Below are 16,309 nucleotides of genomic sequence, written 5' to 3' on the forward strand. Positions count from 1 at the left end.
CTAAAACAAATACTTTGGACATAATATTTTGCTCCGAAGAGCCTCCCATTTCTGGGGTAATGTTAGCTAGATGCCTCCGGCACGCTGGCGCGAACGACAATGTTAGAGGTCGGTAACTATCTTAAAAGCACTGGTTTAACCCTTAAGCCTGTTTAACTTTGAAGTTCTAGAGCAGGGAACTAGCTACGCATCCCCTGGTAGGTCTTTAACTCTTACCTCTAACGTAGTTCGGTTAAGAACTGAGTCCAACTAGGCTTTTACAAGCCCTCACTTACCCGAAGGGAAGTGATGGGTGGTTGACTCTAATTTCTACCTAGCCACTTTTGTCCATTTAAGCGATACACTAACCGAGATACCAATAAATCTAGGGTAATTTTACGCTCATCAATTAAAAACGATTCCAAGGTACTTGGTTTTTTCCCTTCATGACAGGAAAATCCCTTTTTACCTTGAATATTGGCTTCAGGGAAATATACGTTAAACTGGCGTTGTCCCCCTTGCCAAGAACCGATAACTTGCCAACATTCTTCTGCTGAATTAAAACCAATAATAGAATACTTCTGCTTGGCAAAAGTCAGCTTCACATCTGGTACACCTTCTTTAGTAATTGCCTGTTGTAACGCTGGTAGGTAATGTTGCTGCATAAACTCTTCAAAAGGCTTATCTTCCAACGCTGGGGGCTTTTCCTTTTTGGCGGCTTTCGCGTCTGCGGAGGGCTTTTCTGGGGCGGTTGTAGCAGGATTAGAACCCACATCACCCGCTTGATTTTGATTAGTTTCTTCTGCCATTGCTCATTTTGGGGTAGTCAGTTATTTCCATTTTGACATACCAGAGCATAGCCACAACTATTTATATATAACGATTATCTGATACTTTCTATCTATTTTAGATTGGTAATGGTTAATGCTATGGTAATTGACGATCGCTCGCAAATAGCATTTTCCTTAAAAGAACCATAAGATTGGGTAATGGGTAATTTGGGACTTTCAAAACCCCATACCCTAAACCCCAATAAATATTTCAACCACCTGCAACAGCGGGAACAATACTCACTTCATCTCCATCTTTGAGGACCGTTTCTGCCCCTTCTAAAAAGCGGATATCTTCGCTGTTGACATAGAAATTCAAAAACCGTCTGAGATTTCCTGCTTCATCACACAAACGCGATTTGATACCAGGACAGCTTACTTCTAAAGAATCTAATAATCCAGAAATATTACTAGCACTACATTCTAAAGCAGCTTGTTCGTTTGTAAACTTTTGCAAAGCAGTGGGAATTAAAACTTTTACAGCCATTGTTTAAACGTTAATTTTTAGTGAATTGGTGGGTAGGAATTGCGTTAAATTGGCGGTTTATAACCGCCATAACTTCTAAACTAGAACTTGTTGCCATTCTAAACGATCAAGGGTGCGGGATCTTTCTAACGCCCGTTCAAAACTATCTAGTTTGGCATCAATTGTCAAAGGTTCGCCAATATAGCCTTGAATAGCTTCCTGGGTTTTCAAACCATTACCAGTGATATAAACAACTGTAGTTTCATCTGGATCAATTTTACCAGCTTCAACTAATTTTTTGAGAACAGCAACGGTTGTACCACCTGCGGTTTCGGTAAAAATGCCTTCGGTTTCTGCTAAGAGTTTAATACCTTCGATAATTTCGGCATCATTAACTGATTCAATATTACCATTGGTTTTTTGAGCGATTTCTACAGCATATACACCGTCTGCGGGGTTGCCGATCGCAATTGATTTGGCAATTGTGTTAGGTTTAACTGGTTGAATGAAGTCTCTACCTTCTTTAAAGGCTGTTGCAATGGGAGAACAACCTTCTGCTTGAGCACCACTGAAACGGACATCTTTGGCTTCTACTAAACCAACTTCTACAAATTCTTGGAAACCCTTATAGATTTTGGTGAACAGAGAACCAGAAGCCAAAGGTGCAACAATATGATCTGGTAATTCCCAACCTAGTTGTTCTGCAACTTCAAAACCTAATGTCTTAGAACCTTCGGAATAGTAGGGACGCAAGTTAATATTCACAAAACCCCAACCATGAGTATTGGCAACTTCTGAACAAAGACGATTAACTTGATCATAGTTGCCTTTAACAGCCATTAGAGTTGGACTATAAATCAAGCTGCCGATAACTTTACCAGCTTCTAGGTCAGAAGGAATAAATACACAGCAATCTAAACCGGCATAAGCAGCGATCGCCGCGGTAGAATTTGCTAAATTACCTGTACTAGCACAAGAAACAGTCGTAAAACCTAATTCTCTCGCCCTACTTAGTGCCACTGACACCACCCGATCCTTAAAGCTCAGGGTGGGCATATTCACGGCATCATTTTTAATATAAAGTTTATTTAAACCCAGGCGACGAGCCAGACGGTGGGAACGCACCAATGGAGTCATCCCTGTGCCTACATCTATAAAATTATCTGTAGCAACGGGCAAAAAGTGACGGTAGCGCCAAATCGAATTGGGACCGGCTTCAATAGTTTCTCGACTAACTAAGCTCTTGAGAACATTGTAATCATATTTGACTTCCAGCGGTCCAAAACACAACTCACATACATGAGTAGCTTTGAGTTCGTATTCCGCTCCACACTCTTTACACTTCAAAGCCTTGAGGATAGAAGTGTTCGCTTGGTTGAGGTTTGTAATCGCCTGAGTCATAATCTTGCTTTCCCTGGGTATCCGTCAACTTTGGAATGATACTAACACGAGGCAAAATCCACGTCAAACATACCCGACTATTTTTGTCGGGTTTAATAAAAACAAGGACTAAGGCAATTTTGTATATCTATGGTTAATTTTCCGTTAAGTAGGTGAACACAATAAAACCAATGTCATTGTCTAAAAACCTTGGTATCATTGGGTTATGGATAATTCCCAAAATTCCCAAAATACCTGCCAAATGTAGGAAGGATGAAAGTCTTTTTGTGAATTAACTCCAACCATCCTCCTGTTTGAATTATCCTTATACTTGAAACCAAAATCTAAAATTTGCAATGCTAAGAGCCGGAATTGTCGGACTTCCCAACGTCGGAAAATCAACCCTATTTAACGCTGTAGTCGCTAACGCTAAAGCTGAAGCCGCTAACTTCCCATTTTGCACCATTGAACCGAATGTTGGTATGGTCTCAGTCCCCGATGACCGGTTAGACGTTCTCGCCAAAATTGCCACCTCAGTGCAAACTATACCTGCCCGTGTTGAATTTGTTGACATTGCCGGTTTAGTTAAAGGTGCAAGTCAAGGAGAAGGACTGGGTAATCAATTTTTATCCCACATTCGGGAAGTTGATGCGATCGTTCATGTTGTGCGTTGTTTTGAAAACGATGATATCATTCACGTAGCCGGTTCTGTTGACCCAGTGCGAGATATTGAAATCATTAATTTAGAACTTGGTTTATCGGACTTATTCCAAATTGAAAAACGTATTGAAAGAACTCGTAAACTTGCCCGTACCAGCAAGGATGCCCAATCGGAAATAGAAATTCTGGAAAAATTAGCTGTCGCTTTAAATGAGGGTAAATCTGTTCGTCAAGTTGGTTTAAATGCCGAAGAATCGGAAATTATTAAGGGATTAGGATTACTTACCAATAAACCTATTATCTACGCTGCTAATGTTTCTGAAGAAGACTTAGCTACAGGTAATGATTTTGTCGAAAAAGTGCGAGCAGTTGCGGCGGTTGAAAATGCCCAAGTTGTCATAGTTTCTGCCCAAGTAGAAGCGGAATTGGTCGAATTACCAGAAGCCGATAAAGCTGACTTTCTGGAATCTTTAGGTGTGAAAGAAGGTGGTTTAAAATCCTTAATTCGGGCAACTTACACCCTTCTAGGTTTGCGGACTTATTTCACCTGTGGACCGAAAGAAACCCGTGCTTGGACAATCAATGCCGGGATGTCTGCACCTCAAGCCGCAGGAGTCATTCACTCTGATTTTGAACGGGGATTTATTCGGGCAGAAACTGTAGCTTATCATGATTTAGTAACTCATGGTTCAATGAGTGCAGCCAAAGAAAAAGGCTTAGTCAGAAGTGAAGGAAAAGAGTATATTGTCCAAGAAGGTGATGTACTATTATTCCGATTTAATGTGTAAATCGCAATAAAGCCGTAGGGGCGCAGGGCTTGCGCCCTCATTTATATTTCAAACCAAGCACTTTTTCAAGTTCTGGATCATTCCTCCTGATTCCTGACTCCAACAAAATCAGGACGCGCTTGCTGATTGAATTTAAACTTTTCCTCTAACAATTCCCATTTTTCCTGCTCAATTATATGAATAAATTCGTCTAAATTTTCGCGGTATTGATGAAGAGAATGTAATAATGCTTGGCGATTATATTGCGCCATCATGACTCCTAATTCGGGATTTCCTCCCCCAACCCTACTTGTATCTCGAAACCCTGAACTAGCAAAATTTTGGGCTAATGTAGCAATTTCTGGATCTTTCTCACTTAAACAAGCTGCTATCAAAGAGGCACTCACCATTACAGGTAAATGAGAAATCCAACTCACAGCCCGGTCATGTTGTTCTGGTTGGCAATGGTAGATAATAGAACCGAGCGATCGCACAATTTCTTCTACAATTATCACAGCATCACCAGGTGTTGTCTCCATCGGCGTTAATACATAAGGACGATTGACAAACAAATTTCGCTGTGCTGCTTCTATACCAACATCAGTTTTTCCCGCCATGGGATGACCACCAACAAAATTTTCCCATAAAGGAGAAATCGTTTCCACTATGGGTGTTTTAACTGAACCAACATCAGTGATAATAGTGGTCTTTGGTAAATGAGTTATTAATTCTTTCACTTGGGGGACTATCAGTCCTATAGGGGTACAAATAAATACAACGTCTGCTGATGCCAACAAGCTCAAGTCCACCGACGCTTGATCAACACTACCAAGTTTAATTGCTTTCTCACAGGTTGATTCACGACGGCTGACACCTAAAATATAATGTCCTTGCGATCGTAAATCGAAACCTAAACAACCACCAATGAGTCCCAGTCCTACAATACCAATTTTCATCGTCATTTTGAAAATTTAATTTTTACTTATTCTCTCGATACTTTACCAACTCCAACTCTCAAAGTTGGCAATACCAGGGTAGACATCATACCTGATTTTTCCGTGATTGCAGATTTTATCAAAGAATTTTACTGCATTGGTTAATATGCAGTTGTCAACATTTACTGAAATTACAGGAGACAAAAATGCGTGATACATTTAATCGGATGATAGGCAGAACTCGCTATATTGTCTGTCGGTTGTTTTTGCATTTAAAGGGAGATGAAGTAGCACCAATCTTAGGCACTCTCAATCGTGCCGCCAGCGCAGCGATTAATGCTGACGGTGAGCTAGAAGTTTTAGGAGAACAACTGGTGGAACTATGCCAAACTTTCCTCCAATATGATGACTATTGGTTCTCTGCGGCCAATGAAGGTGATGTCTTTTGGAATGAAGGGGAAGCAGGAGATTATATCAATGAATTATTCACAGACTCAGCCCAAAGATATGGAGCTAATCTGGATTTGAATTCAACTTCCTCAAATCAGCCTTTATCACTTCCCGTCACCCGTAACATCGTTGTCATGATTACAGTTGCTTATACAGGGGAAGTTCCAGAGTTAGAAACCGATTTGGGTAACATTCCAGCTTTGAAAGAAGCCCTAAAAGCTCTAATTAATCTACACTACAAACATAACCTCCACGCTATCCAAGTGCATTTTTCCCCAGCCCAATTAGGTGATGAACTTTCCAGCGACCAATTATTGGAATATTATCCAGAATTGATTCCTCTGTAAATGATTCGTTAGTCTGTAATGAGTACCCGAAAACAAACATAAACACGATGATGATCAGCATACTACGTAAATTTACGATTGTTTGTTTAGCCTTGACCTTGTGCTTAACAACTGTCGCTTGTGGAGGAGGAAACGGCACTAATTCCTCAAGTAAGAACGTTAGCCAAACCGCTACTCCCACCAAGTTAAATGATGGTCAGTATGAAGTACAACAGGGTACATACAACGATGCCAATGGTGAGTATACCTTGTTTTTACTCAATAACAATCCCCCCAGCTTTGCCACAGAAAAGCTGCAAATGGCACGATTAAATGATGATGAAATCAAAGCAGGTAAGAAAACTTACTTAAAAGTAGAGAATAGTCAGCCAATCTTATACATGACTGAAGACTTCAAACTTGAGTATATCCACAATGTCACCGAAACCAGAAATAATCCCCAAACCGGACAACCGGAAACTGTAATTGTCCGTCAGCAAAGTAGTTTTTGGGCCCCTTTTGCAGGAGCTTTAGTTGGTAATGTTGCAGGTCAAGCTATTAGTAGTATGTTATTTAGACCTCAGTATTATGTTCCCCCCGTGTATCAGCCCGGTGGAATCATGAATGGTTACGGTGGCTATGGTTCTAACTATGACTCGGCTGTTTCTAGTTACCGTTCTCGCTACAATGAACCACCCGCAGCAGTGAGAAATCGCACGGCTTTCCGCACCACAGGAAACAGCAGAAATTCGTCTTCAGGAACCGCAAACCGCACCACCACCAATGGACGAGCTTCTGGTTCTGGGTTTGGTTCTAGTAACCTTCGTCCTTCTGGTAACTCTAGCTCTACCCGACGCAGTTCTGGTAGTAGTTTTGGTAGTGGTGGACGTTCTTCCAGTCGTCGTTCTTCCGGTTTCGGTAGCAGAAGAAGATAGGGAATTGATTCACTACAGCTAAGTAGTGAGACAGAATTAATTACACAATGTCATTGCGTTAGCGCAGCGTGGCGTTAGCTATATGGAACGAAGTGAAATGAAGCAATTCCAATGGTTGTGATTGCTTCCCTTCCCTCGCAATGACTGTAAATATTTTTGTCCAATTACTTATTTTCAGGTCAATAGACCACAAAACGACCTCTCTCCTGCAAGGAGAGAGGTTTTGATTGACCCTCCTTCCTTTGTAGGGAAGGGGCTGGGGGTTAGGTCTGATAATTGTGGTTCAAATAGATGAAAACTTCTAAGTAGGTGAACACAATAAAACCAAACTGTGTAAAGAAACGTAAAATCGCCCAAACCCTCTTCACTCTTGCCTCTTGCCTCTTGCCTCTTGCCTTGCCATAACGACAATTTTCAACGCCAACCTACTTACTGTTTAAGCTAAAACTTCAAGTCTTTAGCACTGACACTAATAGACTGAGGATTTTGATTTGTCACTGATTGTGCTAATTTGCCATTAGAAAGAACAGCAATAGCACGGCTATATTGGGGATCGCTATTTGTACCAATTAAATTCGGATTAGAAGCTAATTGGCGTTCTTGAGTTTGAGTCAAGTCCAGCTTGATATCCGGGGCAATCCCTTTATGATTGATATCTGTACCATTTGGTGTATAGTAATGGGCAATAGTCACAGCTAAACCTGAACCATCTCCTAGTTCGTGGACTGACTGTACCAAAGCCTTACCGAAGGTTTGACTACCAACAACTACAGCCCGTTTATTATCTTTGAGTGCGCCAGTGAGGATTTCACTAGCACTAGCGGAATTACCGTCAACTAAAATTGCCAAAGGTAGCTTGGTAATTGCTGTCTGATTGGCTTTTGTTTGAGAGCTTGATCCTTTGCGGTCTACGGTTTTGACGATATGACCATCATCTAGCCACATCCGGGCGATTTCTATACTCGCATTTAATAAACCACCAGGATTACCTCGCAAATCTAAAACGTAGGAATCAACTTTTTGGTTGTTTAAAGTGCGAATGGCTACCCGCATTTGATCCGCCGCATGGGAGCTAAATTCTTGTAACCGAATATATCCTACTCGGCGACCAGATTCTTGTTTGAGGGTATACCGGACTGTGGGAACTTCTATAGTTGCCCTTGTTAATTTAACGTTAAATTTGTTATTTGGTCTTTCTAAATCTAAGCTGACAGAAGTACCTATTTGACCACGAATCAATTTTGAGGCATCTTCTACTGTCATTTTTAGGGTAGATTTGCCATCTATTGCCAAAATCTCATCGCCTGATTTCAGTCCAGCTTTGAGGGCTGGAGAGTTTTCTATGGCTTCTATAACCGTGAGGCGTTTGGTTTTTTCGTTAACTTGCATCCGAATCCCAATCCCGGAAACTTCCCCAGATGTTTGGTTTGTCAGGGATTCATATTGTTTGGGGTTCATAAACCGGGTATAGGGATCACCTAGCTTTTGTAAAGCTTCGCGGATTGCCACATAAGCCTCGTCTTTGGAAGTATAGTCTTTACTTAATAGACTTTGCCGGACCGCTTGCCAATCTTGTTGGTTAAATTTTCCATCAACATATTCACGATTCACCAACTGCCAAACTTGGTCAACTAATGCTTTCGGACTATCTTGTAAAGCAGCATGAACGCAGCGTGTCCAAGCTTGACCGAATACAGATATAGTAGCAGTTGTGGCGATCGCTCCACCAATCAGGGCAGCTTGGAGCGGTGAGTAACGTTTCGCAGATTGGTTCATGTATATTAGCTGAAATAGTTGTGTTTTTGACAGTTTATCAATCAGAATTTTCTGATGTTTGCTAGTTTTTTTATCCTAATAACCTTGATAATTCATCTACCTTTTGGTTTTTTGTTAATGATGAGTTAGATATTTTATTTGTCGGTTAACAAATACGGTTCGAGTTGATCAGTTTTTTACAAAATAACCTAAGTATGTAACACTTAGGTGAGCGTAATTTGTAAATGCCCAATTATTTCCCTTCACCATAGCACTTTCTTCGCTGAGTAGCTGTGATTTGCCTCAATAGATAGTTAAAGTTTTATTAACTATTTATGCTTGATAAATGTACTATCAACTTGATTAATTCATTTTCAGGGCAGATTTAAGGAATTGTGGCAATTGTTACAAAAATTTTGAATTTTCAGACTAATCATTCATAAATAATGGTGTTATTTTAATCCTCAGTGCCATACTCAAGGGGTTTTGAGACTCATGAGGTTTATAGTCCGTTAAAACGGACTTGAGTTATTAGCCCTGAACTATGGCTTACGCCACGCTACGCTGTCAGTTCTGGGCAACCCTGGGCAAACAGTAGCTTATAGAGTTTTTAGCATAGCATATTTTAGGTAAAGTTTGTTTAGTTTAACCTTTGGTGATACATTTGAAATCAATGAAGTTAGAACCAATAAAGTCAAAGTTCTCAAAGTCTTAACTAAGAATATTCGGTTCTACCAATCCCCTTGTAAAAGAGAATATTGGTTCTTCGGTTATTTTTATGGAAACCCTGGTTCAAAATCATTGAAAGCCTTATTGTGTAGGCATTTCATTGAAAATATGGAAATAATTGTTTATAACCCTTGTCCCGTAAGGGTTTTGTTATCATCAATCCTCAATCACCATAAAAGAGACGCAAGAGCCAAAACTTTTCAACCGTCCTCTTAGGGAACACCAAAAAATAAATTACCCAATTTTGTGGGATGGGCATCCTGCCCGTCCTTGATGATTAGCGGGCAATTCGTCCCGCACCACAAGAAATTTTTGGGTATTTTTTTAATTGGAAGTCCCTTAAGTAGGTTGGCGTTGAAAATTGTCGTTATAGCAAGGCAAGAGGTAAAAGTAAAGAAGTTTTCAGCGATTTTACGTTTCTTTACACAGTTTGGTTTTATTGTGTTCACCTACTTAACTAACTCCGGTAACACCAAAAGTAACATTAGCGACAGAGAACAGGTAATATCTGCACTACAACTAATTTGAGAAGATTTAGTCCGCGCTTTGATAAGTGAACGGATTTTGCGCGATAATAAAAGACTGCTTGCTAATAACCAAGATTTAGTGGTAAATAATTTAGCTAATCTGCAACCCTTACAAGTTAGTAGTCAAGCTAGTGAATATGCTCAACTTCCTAATCAATCATTGCAGATTGCCTTAGAGGATGTTTTAAAAGTGGTATCCCGTAATTTTCATCACATTGTTACCCCCCTTTACCCTTAGGGGGGTAACAATAAAAATCCAGTTCCCTCCCCTTATAAAGGGGAGGGCTAGGGAGAGGTAAAACATTTGATACGGCAGCCCGACAAGCAAAGAAGAAAAGTGGTTTAAATTGCTTTCCTCCAATTTGCCATTACACAATTGATCAAATTTTAGATGTCGAATATATACCACGATTCACATATTTATGAATAACCAACCTAAAATAATTGTCCTTGATGATGATCCCACTGGTTCACAAACCGTCCATAGTTGTTTACTCTTAATGCGTTGGGATGTAGAAACCTTACGTTTAGGACTAAAAGATGATGCTCCCATTTTCTTTATTTTAACAAATACTCGTTCCCTCACCCCGGAAGCAGCCGCATCTGTCACTAGAGAAGTTTGTCATAACCTGAAACTTGCCTTAGCAGCGGAAAAAATCGCCGATTTTCTTGTAGTTAGTCGTTCTGACTCTACCTTACGGGGACATTATCCCATAGAAACTGATGTGATTTCCGAAGAACTCGGTCCCTTTGATGCTCATTTTCTTGTACCAGCATTTTTTGAAGGGGGAAGAATTACCCGCGACAGTATTCATTATCTAATTATTGATGATGTTCCCACTCCTGTACATGAAACAGAATTTGCCCGTGATTCTGTTTTTGGGTATAATTACAGCTATCTACCTAAATATGTAGAAGAAAAAACTAAGGGGCGGATTAAAGAAGATAATGTTACTAGATTTTTACTCGCAGATATCCGTGCTGGTAGTTTAGAAAGTTTGTTACAACTTGAGAATAATCAGTGTGCTGTTGTAGACGGGGAAAATCAAGAGGATCTGAATACCTTTGCGGTAGATGTATTAACAGCCGCAAGTCGGGGAAAACGCTTTTTATTCCGTTCTGCTGCTAGTATTTTAACAGCTTTGGCTGCCTTGCCACCCCAACCCATTGCTGCTGAAAATATGGCAAAATATGTGCGCGGTGGTAAACCCGGTGTAATTATTGTTGGTTCTCACGTTAAAAAGACAACTCAACAGTTAGAATCATTATTACAAGTTGAGGGGACGGTAGGTATAGAAGTGAATGTGGGCAGATTACTTGAGAATGGGGTAAATGAATCTGCTAAACTGCTAATCGAGATTATCGAAAATGTCAAAGTAGTACATGGTGCTGGTAAAACGCCAGTAGTTTATACTAGCCGTCAGGAATTGGCTTTTAAAGATGTCAAAACTAGATTAGATTTTGGCAATACAGTTTCAGCTTTACTTATGGATATTGTCCAGGGTTTACCATCTGATCTAGGATTCCTAATCAGTAAGGGGGGTATTACTTCTAACGATGTCTTGAGTACGGGACTGGCTTTAACTTCAGCCCGATTACTTGGTCAAATTTTAGCAGGTTGTTCAATGGTAATTACCCCATCTGATCATCCCCTGTTTCCTAATTTGCCAGTGGTGTTGTTTCCCGGTAATGTCGGTAATACTGATGCTTTAGGATTAGTTTATCAAAGATTGATAGGGAATAGGGAATAGGGAATAGGGAAAGGCAAGAGGCAAGATCCCGCCTGGGAATGAATTCCCAGTCTAATAGCAGAAGTCATCTGAAGATGACTAAATAACCCGGAAATTTTTGAGTAAACTTTAGTTTACTTTCGCTGTTAGCCCGGAAATGAATTTCCGGGCGGGTGTGGAAGCCAACAGATAAGCCATTTTTAACTTAAGTTGACACCAATGGAGTCTTACCAATTACCAATTAATTACCCATTACCCATTCTCAATCTTTTATGAAAATCTCAAATTTTAGTGTATTTTGGCTAGTGCTGCATGAATTCTGATTCTGCTAAACCTGATGAAATAAATTCTGAATTTCCTAAGTCAGAATCAATTTTTCATCAGGTTGATAAAAAGGTAAATAATTCCCATTCTGTCCCAGACAATGTAGATGTTGCTGATTCTGCTAAACCTGATGAAATAAATTCTGAATTTCTTAAATCAGAATCGGTTTTTTATCAAGTTGATCAAGAGGTAAATAATTCTAACTCTGGCAAGGTAAATACAGATTTTGATGATTATCAAGTAGAATCTGGTCCCATTATCCCTACTAATTCAGAGTTAAATTCTGTAATTGCTTATTTAAAGGGTAATTCTGCTGCTGAAAATCCAGAATTTAATATTCCTAATGGGGGGGGGGCTGGTGCTATTTTAGCTAATTTACCAAATCCTGATTTAGAATTAATAGAACAAAAGGTAGATCATAATATTCAAGTTCAGTTAAAAACTGAAGGAGAGCGACTATTATTAATTTTGCCCACCGAGTTGCAAGTACCGGCATCAGAATTTAATTGGGGGGAAATTTGGCAACAAATGAAACAGCGTCTCAATGCGGGCGATCGCTTACGGAAACCAAATACATTCCTGCATCTAGTAGCCAAAGATAGATTGTTAGATAACAGACAATTGCAAGATTTGGCAGAAACTTTAAATACATACCAAATTCAACTAAAATCTGTAGCTACCAGTCGAAGGCAAACTGCGATCGCCGCTTGTACCCTGGGTTATTCCGTAGAACAAATCCAACTCCAAACATCCCTCACCTCGGATATTCAACCGACTCCCAGCGCCCTAGCAGATGCCCTCTATCTGCAAATGACGGTCAGATCAGGTGTGGAAATTCGTCATCCCGGTACGGTAATCATCTTGGGAGATATCAATCCTAGTGGTATCGTTATTGCCGATGGGGATATTCTCATTTGGGGACGATTGCGGGGAGTTGCCCATGCTGGTGCCGGTGGGAATCGGGAATCTCTGATCATGGCTTTGCAAATGGAAGCAACCCAATTGCGAATAGCTGATGCTGTTGCTAGATCCCCAGAAAAAACCCTCACCGGCTTCTTTCCTGAAGTTGCACATATTACACCTGAAGGAATTCGCATTGTTAAAGCCGATGATTTTTCCCGCAGTCAATTAAGTAGTCGAATGCAATTAATTACACAAAATCTGATCTAAGATTCTTGCTCAGTTAAGAATCTACGGCAGTTTTTAACAGTCAGCAGTAAAACCCTTTCGGGGCAAGGTTTGATAATTAATATTTGTACCTCATTTACCTGCAATATACTGGATATGTAATTAATTTTTGTTAGGTTACTAAATTAGAATCAATCAATAGCAATAAAAATATTTTATTGTTGTTCCCTGAACTTTCATAAAGCATTATCATGACTCGCATTATTGTCATTACCTCCGGTAAAGGGGGAGTCGGTAAAACCACAGTTTCAGCTAATTTAGGGATGGCTTTAGCCAAAAGAGGCAAACAAGTAGCCTTAATTGATGCAGATTTTGGGCTGAGAAATTTAGATTTACTTCTAGGACTAGAAAATCGTATTGTTTATACAGCAGTAGAGGTCTTGGCAAGGGAGTGTCGTTTAGAACAAGCTTTAGTTAGAGATAAGCGACAACCTAATTTGGTACTTCTCCCAGCTACCCAACATCGCAACAAAGAATCCGTTACACCCGACCAAATGAAGTTACTGGTAAATGCTTTAGCGCAAAAGTACCAGTATGTGATGATTGACTGCCCCGCAGGAATTGAAATGGGGTTTAAAAATGCGACTGCACCCGCTAAAGAAGCCCTAATTGTTACCACTCCCGAAATTTCTGCCGTCCGTGATGCTGACAGGGTAGTGGGATTACTCGAAGCCCAAGGTGTCAAAAAAATTAACTTAATAGTTAACAGGATTAGACCGGCAATGGTACAGGCAAATGATATGATGTCTGTAGAAGATGTTCAGGAACTTCTCGCCATCCCCATAATTGGAATCATCCCCGATGATGAGCGGGTGATTGTTTCTACCAATCGTGGCGAACCTTTAGTATTATCAGACACTTCCTCTTTAGCTGCCACCGCTTTTGAGAATATTGCTCGGAGATTGGAAGGGGAAACTGTCGAATTTCTGGAGCTTGACTCATCTAATAACAACATCTTCTCTCGGTTGAGAAAGATGTTGTGGTCAAAGATTGTTTAATTTACTTGCCAGTGTTTCTGCCTTACACATACCCGCAATGATTCTTGAAATTTTAGAAAAATTTTTTGTTCGTAGTCCCGATAACAGCCGCGATGACGTTAAACGTCGTTTGCAAGTGGTAATATCCCATGACCGTGCGGACTTAGACCCCCAAACTTTAGAAAAAATGCGTCGGGAAATCCTGGAAATCGTTTGTCGCTATGTCGAAATAGAAACAGACGGTTTAGAGTTTTGCCTAGAAAGCAGCCAACGGACAACAGCTTTAATTGCTAATTTACCAATCCGTAGGATTAGAGAAAGCCTAGATGAAACGGTTCTAGAAAGTAGTGACATCTTACTGTAGGGGCGCAGGGTCTGCGCCCTGAATTGTCTGGGATTGGACCTTAAAAAGCGAATGGCGGCATTAATTTGACCACCTTCCCATGACTTGACCAATCACCGCCAATTCTGACATTAATTTATCAAACAGGTCTGGGGTTAAAGATTGGGGTCCATCCGATAAGGCTTTAGCTGGATTGGGATGTACTTCTATCATTAACGAATCCGTACCTGCTGTGATCGCCGCCATAGCCATAGCAGGGACAAACTCAGACCAACCCACACCATGACTAGGATCAATCATAATCGGTAAATGGGTCAATTTTCGCAATACTGGTACAACCGATAAATCCAGGGTATTGCGAGTATGCTGACGGTCAAAAGTTCTAATTCCCCGTTCACACAAAATTACATTGGCATTGCCCGCCGCTAAAATATACTCAGCCGCCATTAACCAATCTTCAATAGTGGCAGCCATACCGCGTTTTAACAGCACTGGTTTGGGTTGCGCTCCCACTTTCTTCAGCATGGAGAAATTCTGCATATTTCTCGCCCCCACCTGAATCACATCGGCAACTTCGCCAATTTTCTCCAAATCTTCCGTATCCATTACTTCGGTGATAATCCCCAACCCGCTGACTTTCCGGGCTGTAGCTAACAATTCCAAAGCACTTTCACCATGACCTTGAAAAGCATAAGGTGACGTGCGGGGTTTATATGCCCCACCGCGTAAAAACTTCGCTCCTGCCGCTTTTACCCGCAGTGCCGTTTCTACAATCATCTCTTCATTTTCCACAGAACATGGTCCAGCGACAACTACCAAAGGATGATGTTCACCAAACACCACATCACCTTGAGGAGTATTCACCACCACCTCAGAGCCTTGTCCGTGACGGAACTGACGACTGGCTCGTTTATAGGGTACTTCCACTCGTAATACTTGTTCAATCCATTGACTCAATTCTTGAATGCGGGGGGGGTCTAAATCAGCCGTTTCCCCAACTAAAGCAATGACCACCTTATGTTGACCAATAATTTTTTCGGGTGTTAGTCCCCAGCTAGATAATTCTGTAGTAATGCGATTTATTTCTTCCTGGGGGGAACCAACCTTCATGACGATAATCATTTATGAGTTCCTTTCTAAGTAAATTTTGATTAACTAACTTTAGATTAACAAGAAAAACTTATGAAAAAAAATGTAGCGTCAGGTACTTTTTCCTAAATAGACAGTAGTTTGTGCTGAATTTTACTAGAAAAGTTCAAACAATTTCCTAGTTTGTTGTTTGAATTAGTAGAAGAACCAGTTTATCCTAATAACCGTTTTAATCTTTTGTAAACATCATCATTATTGCGCTTACCAACTAAAATTACTTCTACTAAATCTTGATCTGGAAAGTATTTATAAACAATTCGATATTCACCACTATCTACTCGATAAAAACCCTGATAACCAGATAGTTGTTCACTATCATTTGGTAAAGGTTCAACATTCAAAGCCAAAACCTTTTTTGCTATTTGCGCTGCTATTTTAGGTTGTAAACCATTGAGAAAATCCAGAACAGTTGCTAAACCATCAAGCCGCGCCATTAGCAAAATGCTCCAGTGCAGATGTAAAAGCCTCTGTACCCACCATTTTTGAATGACTCAAAGCAGTTTCAGCATTTTGAACTAACTGCATATCTTCTAATTCTTGCAATCTATTAATTAATTTTTGGTAGCTATCTGCGGAAATAATGACATGACTAGGACGTGATTGTTTAGTTAGTAATACTGGTTCTATAGCAGCTTTGTCAAAAACCTCACCATGTTTATTTCGCGCATCTGTAAGACTATAGGTTTGCATACTATGACTATTTTAGACATTTTGACTATATTCTAGCATAAATATTTTACAGCGATTTCCAATCATATAATATAAGGTACATCCTAGCCCCCTCATCGCACCCCCCTAAATCCCCCCGCAGCGGGGGGAAGAAAAGGATAAGCTTTTGATACTGGAGGGGGTTGGGGGC

At 40.3% G+C, this 16,309-nt stretch carries 15 protein-coding genes and 1 pseudogene; 8 read left to right on the forward strand and 8 right to left on the reverse strand.

The features are described from left to right. Positions 1-302: 302 nt before the first annotated feature. The 3 genes from IQ228_RS07920 to thrC form a co-directional block, all read right to left on the reverse strand. Entirely contained in the window at positions 303-788 is a 486-nt protein-coding gene (locus tag IQ228_RS07920; RefSeq protein WP_027404028.1) for a DUF2996 domain-containing protein, read from the reverse strand. Between the two features lie 232 nt (positions 789-1,020). Then, on the reverse strand, positions 1,021-1,296 hold the full coding sequence (locus tag IQ228_RS07925) for a MoaD/ThiS family protein (protein WP_027404029.1): 276 nt from the start codon (positions 1,294-1,296) through the stop codon (positions 1,021-1,023). A 75-nt stretch (positions 1,297-1,371) separates the two neighbouring features. Further along, a complete protein-coding gene (thrC, locus tag IQ228_RS07930) occupies positions 1,372-2,676 on the reverse strand; it encodes a threonine synthase (protein WP_193962574.1) in 1,305 nt (434 codons plus the stop codon). Between the two features lie 335 nt (positions 2,677-3,011). Between thrC and ychF the strand changes: the two genes are divergently transcribed. Continuing rightward, positions 3,012-4,103, forward strand: a complete 1,092-nt coding sequence (gene ychF, locus IQ228_RS07935; RefSeq protein WP_027404031.1) for a redox-regulated ATPase YchF — start codon at positions 3,012-3,014, stop codon at positions 4,101-4,103. Between the two features lie 77 nt (positions 4,104-4,180). Here the strand turns inward: ychF and IQ228_RS07940 are convergent, their stop codons facing one another. Beyond that, positions 4,181-5,038, reverse strand: a complete 858-nt coding sequence (locus IQ228_RS07940; protein ID WP_027404032.1) for a prephenate/arogenate dehydrogenase — start codon at positions 5,036-5,038, stop codon at positions 4,181-4,183. 185 nt (positions 5,039-5,223) lie between these two features. On the opposite strand from IQ228_RS07940, the gene IQ228_RS07945 reads away from it, so the two are divergent. Continuing rightward, the gene (locus tag IQ228_RS07945; protein WP_027404033.1) at positions 5,224-5,814 is read left to right on the forward strand and encodes a DUF1517 domain-containing protein; all 591 of its coding nucleotides are present in this window, start codon (positions 5,224-5,226) and stop codon (positions 5,812-5,814) included. A gap of 47 nt (positions 5,815-5,861) precedes the next feature. After that, positions 5,862-6,728 (forward strand): hypothetical protein, encoded by an 867-nt coding sequence (locus IQ228_RS07950; RefSeq protein WP_027404034.1) that lies wholly within the window; start codon positions 5,862-5,864, stop codon positions 6,726-6,728. Positions 6,729-7,169: 441 nt separating this feature from the next. Here IQ228_RS07950 and ctpB read toward each other — a convergent pair whose 3' ends face one another. Further along, a complete protein-coding gene (gene ctpB / locus IQ228_RS07955) occupies positions 7,170-8,504 on the reverse strand; it encodes a carboxyl-terminal processing protease CtpB (protein WP_027404035.1) in 1,335 nt (444 codons plus the stop codon). A gap of 1,161 nt (positions 8,505-9,665) precedes the next feature. Here ctpB and IQ228_RS07960 point away from each other — a divergent pair. The 5 genes and pseudogenes from IQ228_RS07960 to minE all read left to right on the forward strand — a co-directional run. Then, positions 9,666-9,977, forward strand: a pseudogene (locus tag IQ228_RS07960) (hypothetical protein); the annotation flags it as partial. Positions 9,978-10,161: 184 nt separating this feature from the next. Beyond that, positions 10,162-11,490 (forward strand): four-carbon acid sugar kinase family protein, encoded by a 1,329-nt coding sequence (locus IQ228_RS07965; protein WP_193962575.1) that lies wholly within the window; start codon positions 10,162-10,164, stop codon positions 11,488-11,490. A gap of 291 nt (positions 11,491-11,781) precedes the next feature. Next, positions 11,782-12,963, forward strand: a complete 1,182-nt coding sequence (gene minC / locus IQ228_RS07970; RefSeq protein WP_228043751.1) for a septum site-determining protein MinC — start codon at positions 11,782-11,784, stop codon at positions 12,961-12,963. A gap of 209 nt (positions 12,964-13,172) precedes the next feature. Then, the gene (gene minD / locus IQ228_RS07975) at positions 13,173-13,979 is read left to right on the forward strand and encodes a septum site-determining protein MinD (RefSeq protein ID WP_027404039.1); all 807 of its coding nucleotides are present in this window, start codon (positions 13,173-13,175) and stop codon (positions 13,977-13,979) included. A gap of 37 nt (positions 13,980-14,016) precedes the next feature. Continuing rightward, positions 14,017-14,322, forward strand: a complete 306-nt coding sequence (minE, locus tag IQ228_RS07980; RefSeq protein ID WP_193962576.1) for a cell division topological specificity factor MinE — start codon at positions 14,017-14,019, stop codon at positions 14,320-14,322. 60 nt (positions 14,323-14,382) lie between these two features. On the opposite strand, the gene aroF is transcribed toward minE, so the two are convergent. The 3 genes from aroF to IQ228_RS07995 all read right to left on the reverse strand — a co-directional run bounded on the left by aroF (position 14,383) and on the right by IQ228_RS07995 (position 16,140). Further along, on the reverse strand, positions 14,383-15,423 hold the full coding sequence (gene aroF / locus IQ228_RS07985) for a 3-deoxy-7-phosphoheptulonate synthase (RefSeq protein WP_193962577.1): 1,041 nt from the start codon (positions 15,421-15,423) through the stop codon (positions 14,383-14,385). Positions 15,424-15,602: 179 nt separating this feature from the next. After that, positions 15,603-15,884, reverse strand: coding sequence for a type II toxin-antitoxin system RelE/ParE family toxin (locus IQ228_RS07990; protein WP_193962578.1), 282 nt, complete (start codon positions 15,882-15,884; stop codon positions 15,603-15,605). Beyond that, positions 15,871-16,140: a type II toxin-antitoxin system Phd/YefM family antitoxin gene (locus IQ228_RS07995; RefSeq protein WP_027404043.1), complete on the reverse strand. Its 270-nt coding sequence runs from the start codon at positions 16,138-16,140 to the stop codon at positions 15,871-15,873. The genes IQ228_RS07990 and IQ228_RS07995 overlap by 14 nt, the downstream gene beginning before the upstream one ends. Between the last annotated feature and the right edge of the window lie 169 nt (positions 16,141-16,309).

It is taken from the genome of Dolichospermum sp. LEGE 00246, assembly GCF_015207865.1.
GTDB lineage: Bacteria > Cyanobacteriota > Cyanobacteriia > Cyanobacteriales > Nostocaceae > Dolichospermum > Dolichospermum heterosporum.

Bases quoted from the DNA above. Each gene is read 5' to 3' on its own strand.
- thrC (WP_193962574.1), bottom strand. From the start codon at position 2,676: ATGACTCAGGCGATTACAAACCTCAACCAAGCGAACACTTCTATCCTC.
- ychF (WP_027404031.1), top strand. From the start codon at position 3,012: ATGCTAAGAGCCGGAATTGTCGGACTTCCCAACGTCGGAAAATCAACC.
- IQ228_RS07920 (WP_027404028.1), bottom strand. From the start codon at position 788: ATGGCAGAAGAAACTAATCAAAATCAAGCGGGTGATGTGGGTTCTAAT.
- IQ228_RS07925 (WP_027404029.1), bottom strand. From the start codon at position 1,296: ATGGCTGTAAAAGTTTTAATTCCCACTGCTTTGCAAAAGTTTACAAAC.
- minC (WP_228043751.1), top strand. From the start codon at position 11,782: ATGAATTCTGATTCTGCTAAACCTGATGAAATAAATTCTGAATTTCCT.
- aroF (WP_193962577.1), bottom strand. From the start codon at position 15,423: ATGATTATCGTCATGAAGGTTGGTTCCCCCCAGGAAGAAATAAATCGC.
- IQ228_RS07995 (WP_027404043.1), bottom strand. From the start codon at position 16,140: ATGCAAACCTATAGTCTTACAGATGCGCGAAATAAACATGGTGAGGTT.
- minD (WP_027404039.1), top strand. From the start codon at position 13,173: ATGACTCGCATTATTGTCATTACCTCCGGTAAAGGGGGAGTCGGTAAA.
- IQ228_RS07965 (WP_193962575.1), top strand. From the start codon at position 10,162: ATGAATAACCAACCTAAAATAATTGTCCTTGATGATGATCCCACTGGT.
- IQ228_RS07940 (WP_027404032.1), bottom strand. From the start codon at position 5,038: ATGAAAATTGGTATTGTAGGACTGGGACTCATTGGTGGTTGTTTAGGT.
- IQ228_RS07945 (WP_027404033.1), top strand. From the start codon at position 5,224: ATGCGTGATACATTTAATCGGATGATAGGCAGAACTCGCTATATTGTC.
- IQ228_RS07990 (WP_193962578.1), bottom strand. From the start codon at position 15,884: ATGGCGCGGCTTGATGGTTTAGCAACTGTTCTGGATTTTCTCAATGGT.
- minE (WP_193962576.1), top strand. From the start codon at position 14,017: ATGATTCTTGAAATTTTAGAAAAATTTTTTGTTCGTAGTCCCGATAAC.
- ctpB (WP_027404035.1), bottom strand. From the start codon at position 8,504: ATGAACCAATCTGCGAAACGTTACTCACCGCTCCAAGCTGCCCTGATT.
- IQ228_RS07950 (WP_027404034.1), top strand. From the start codon at position 5,862: ATGATGATCAGCATACTACGTAAATTTACGATTGTTTGTTTAGCCTTG.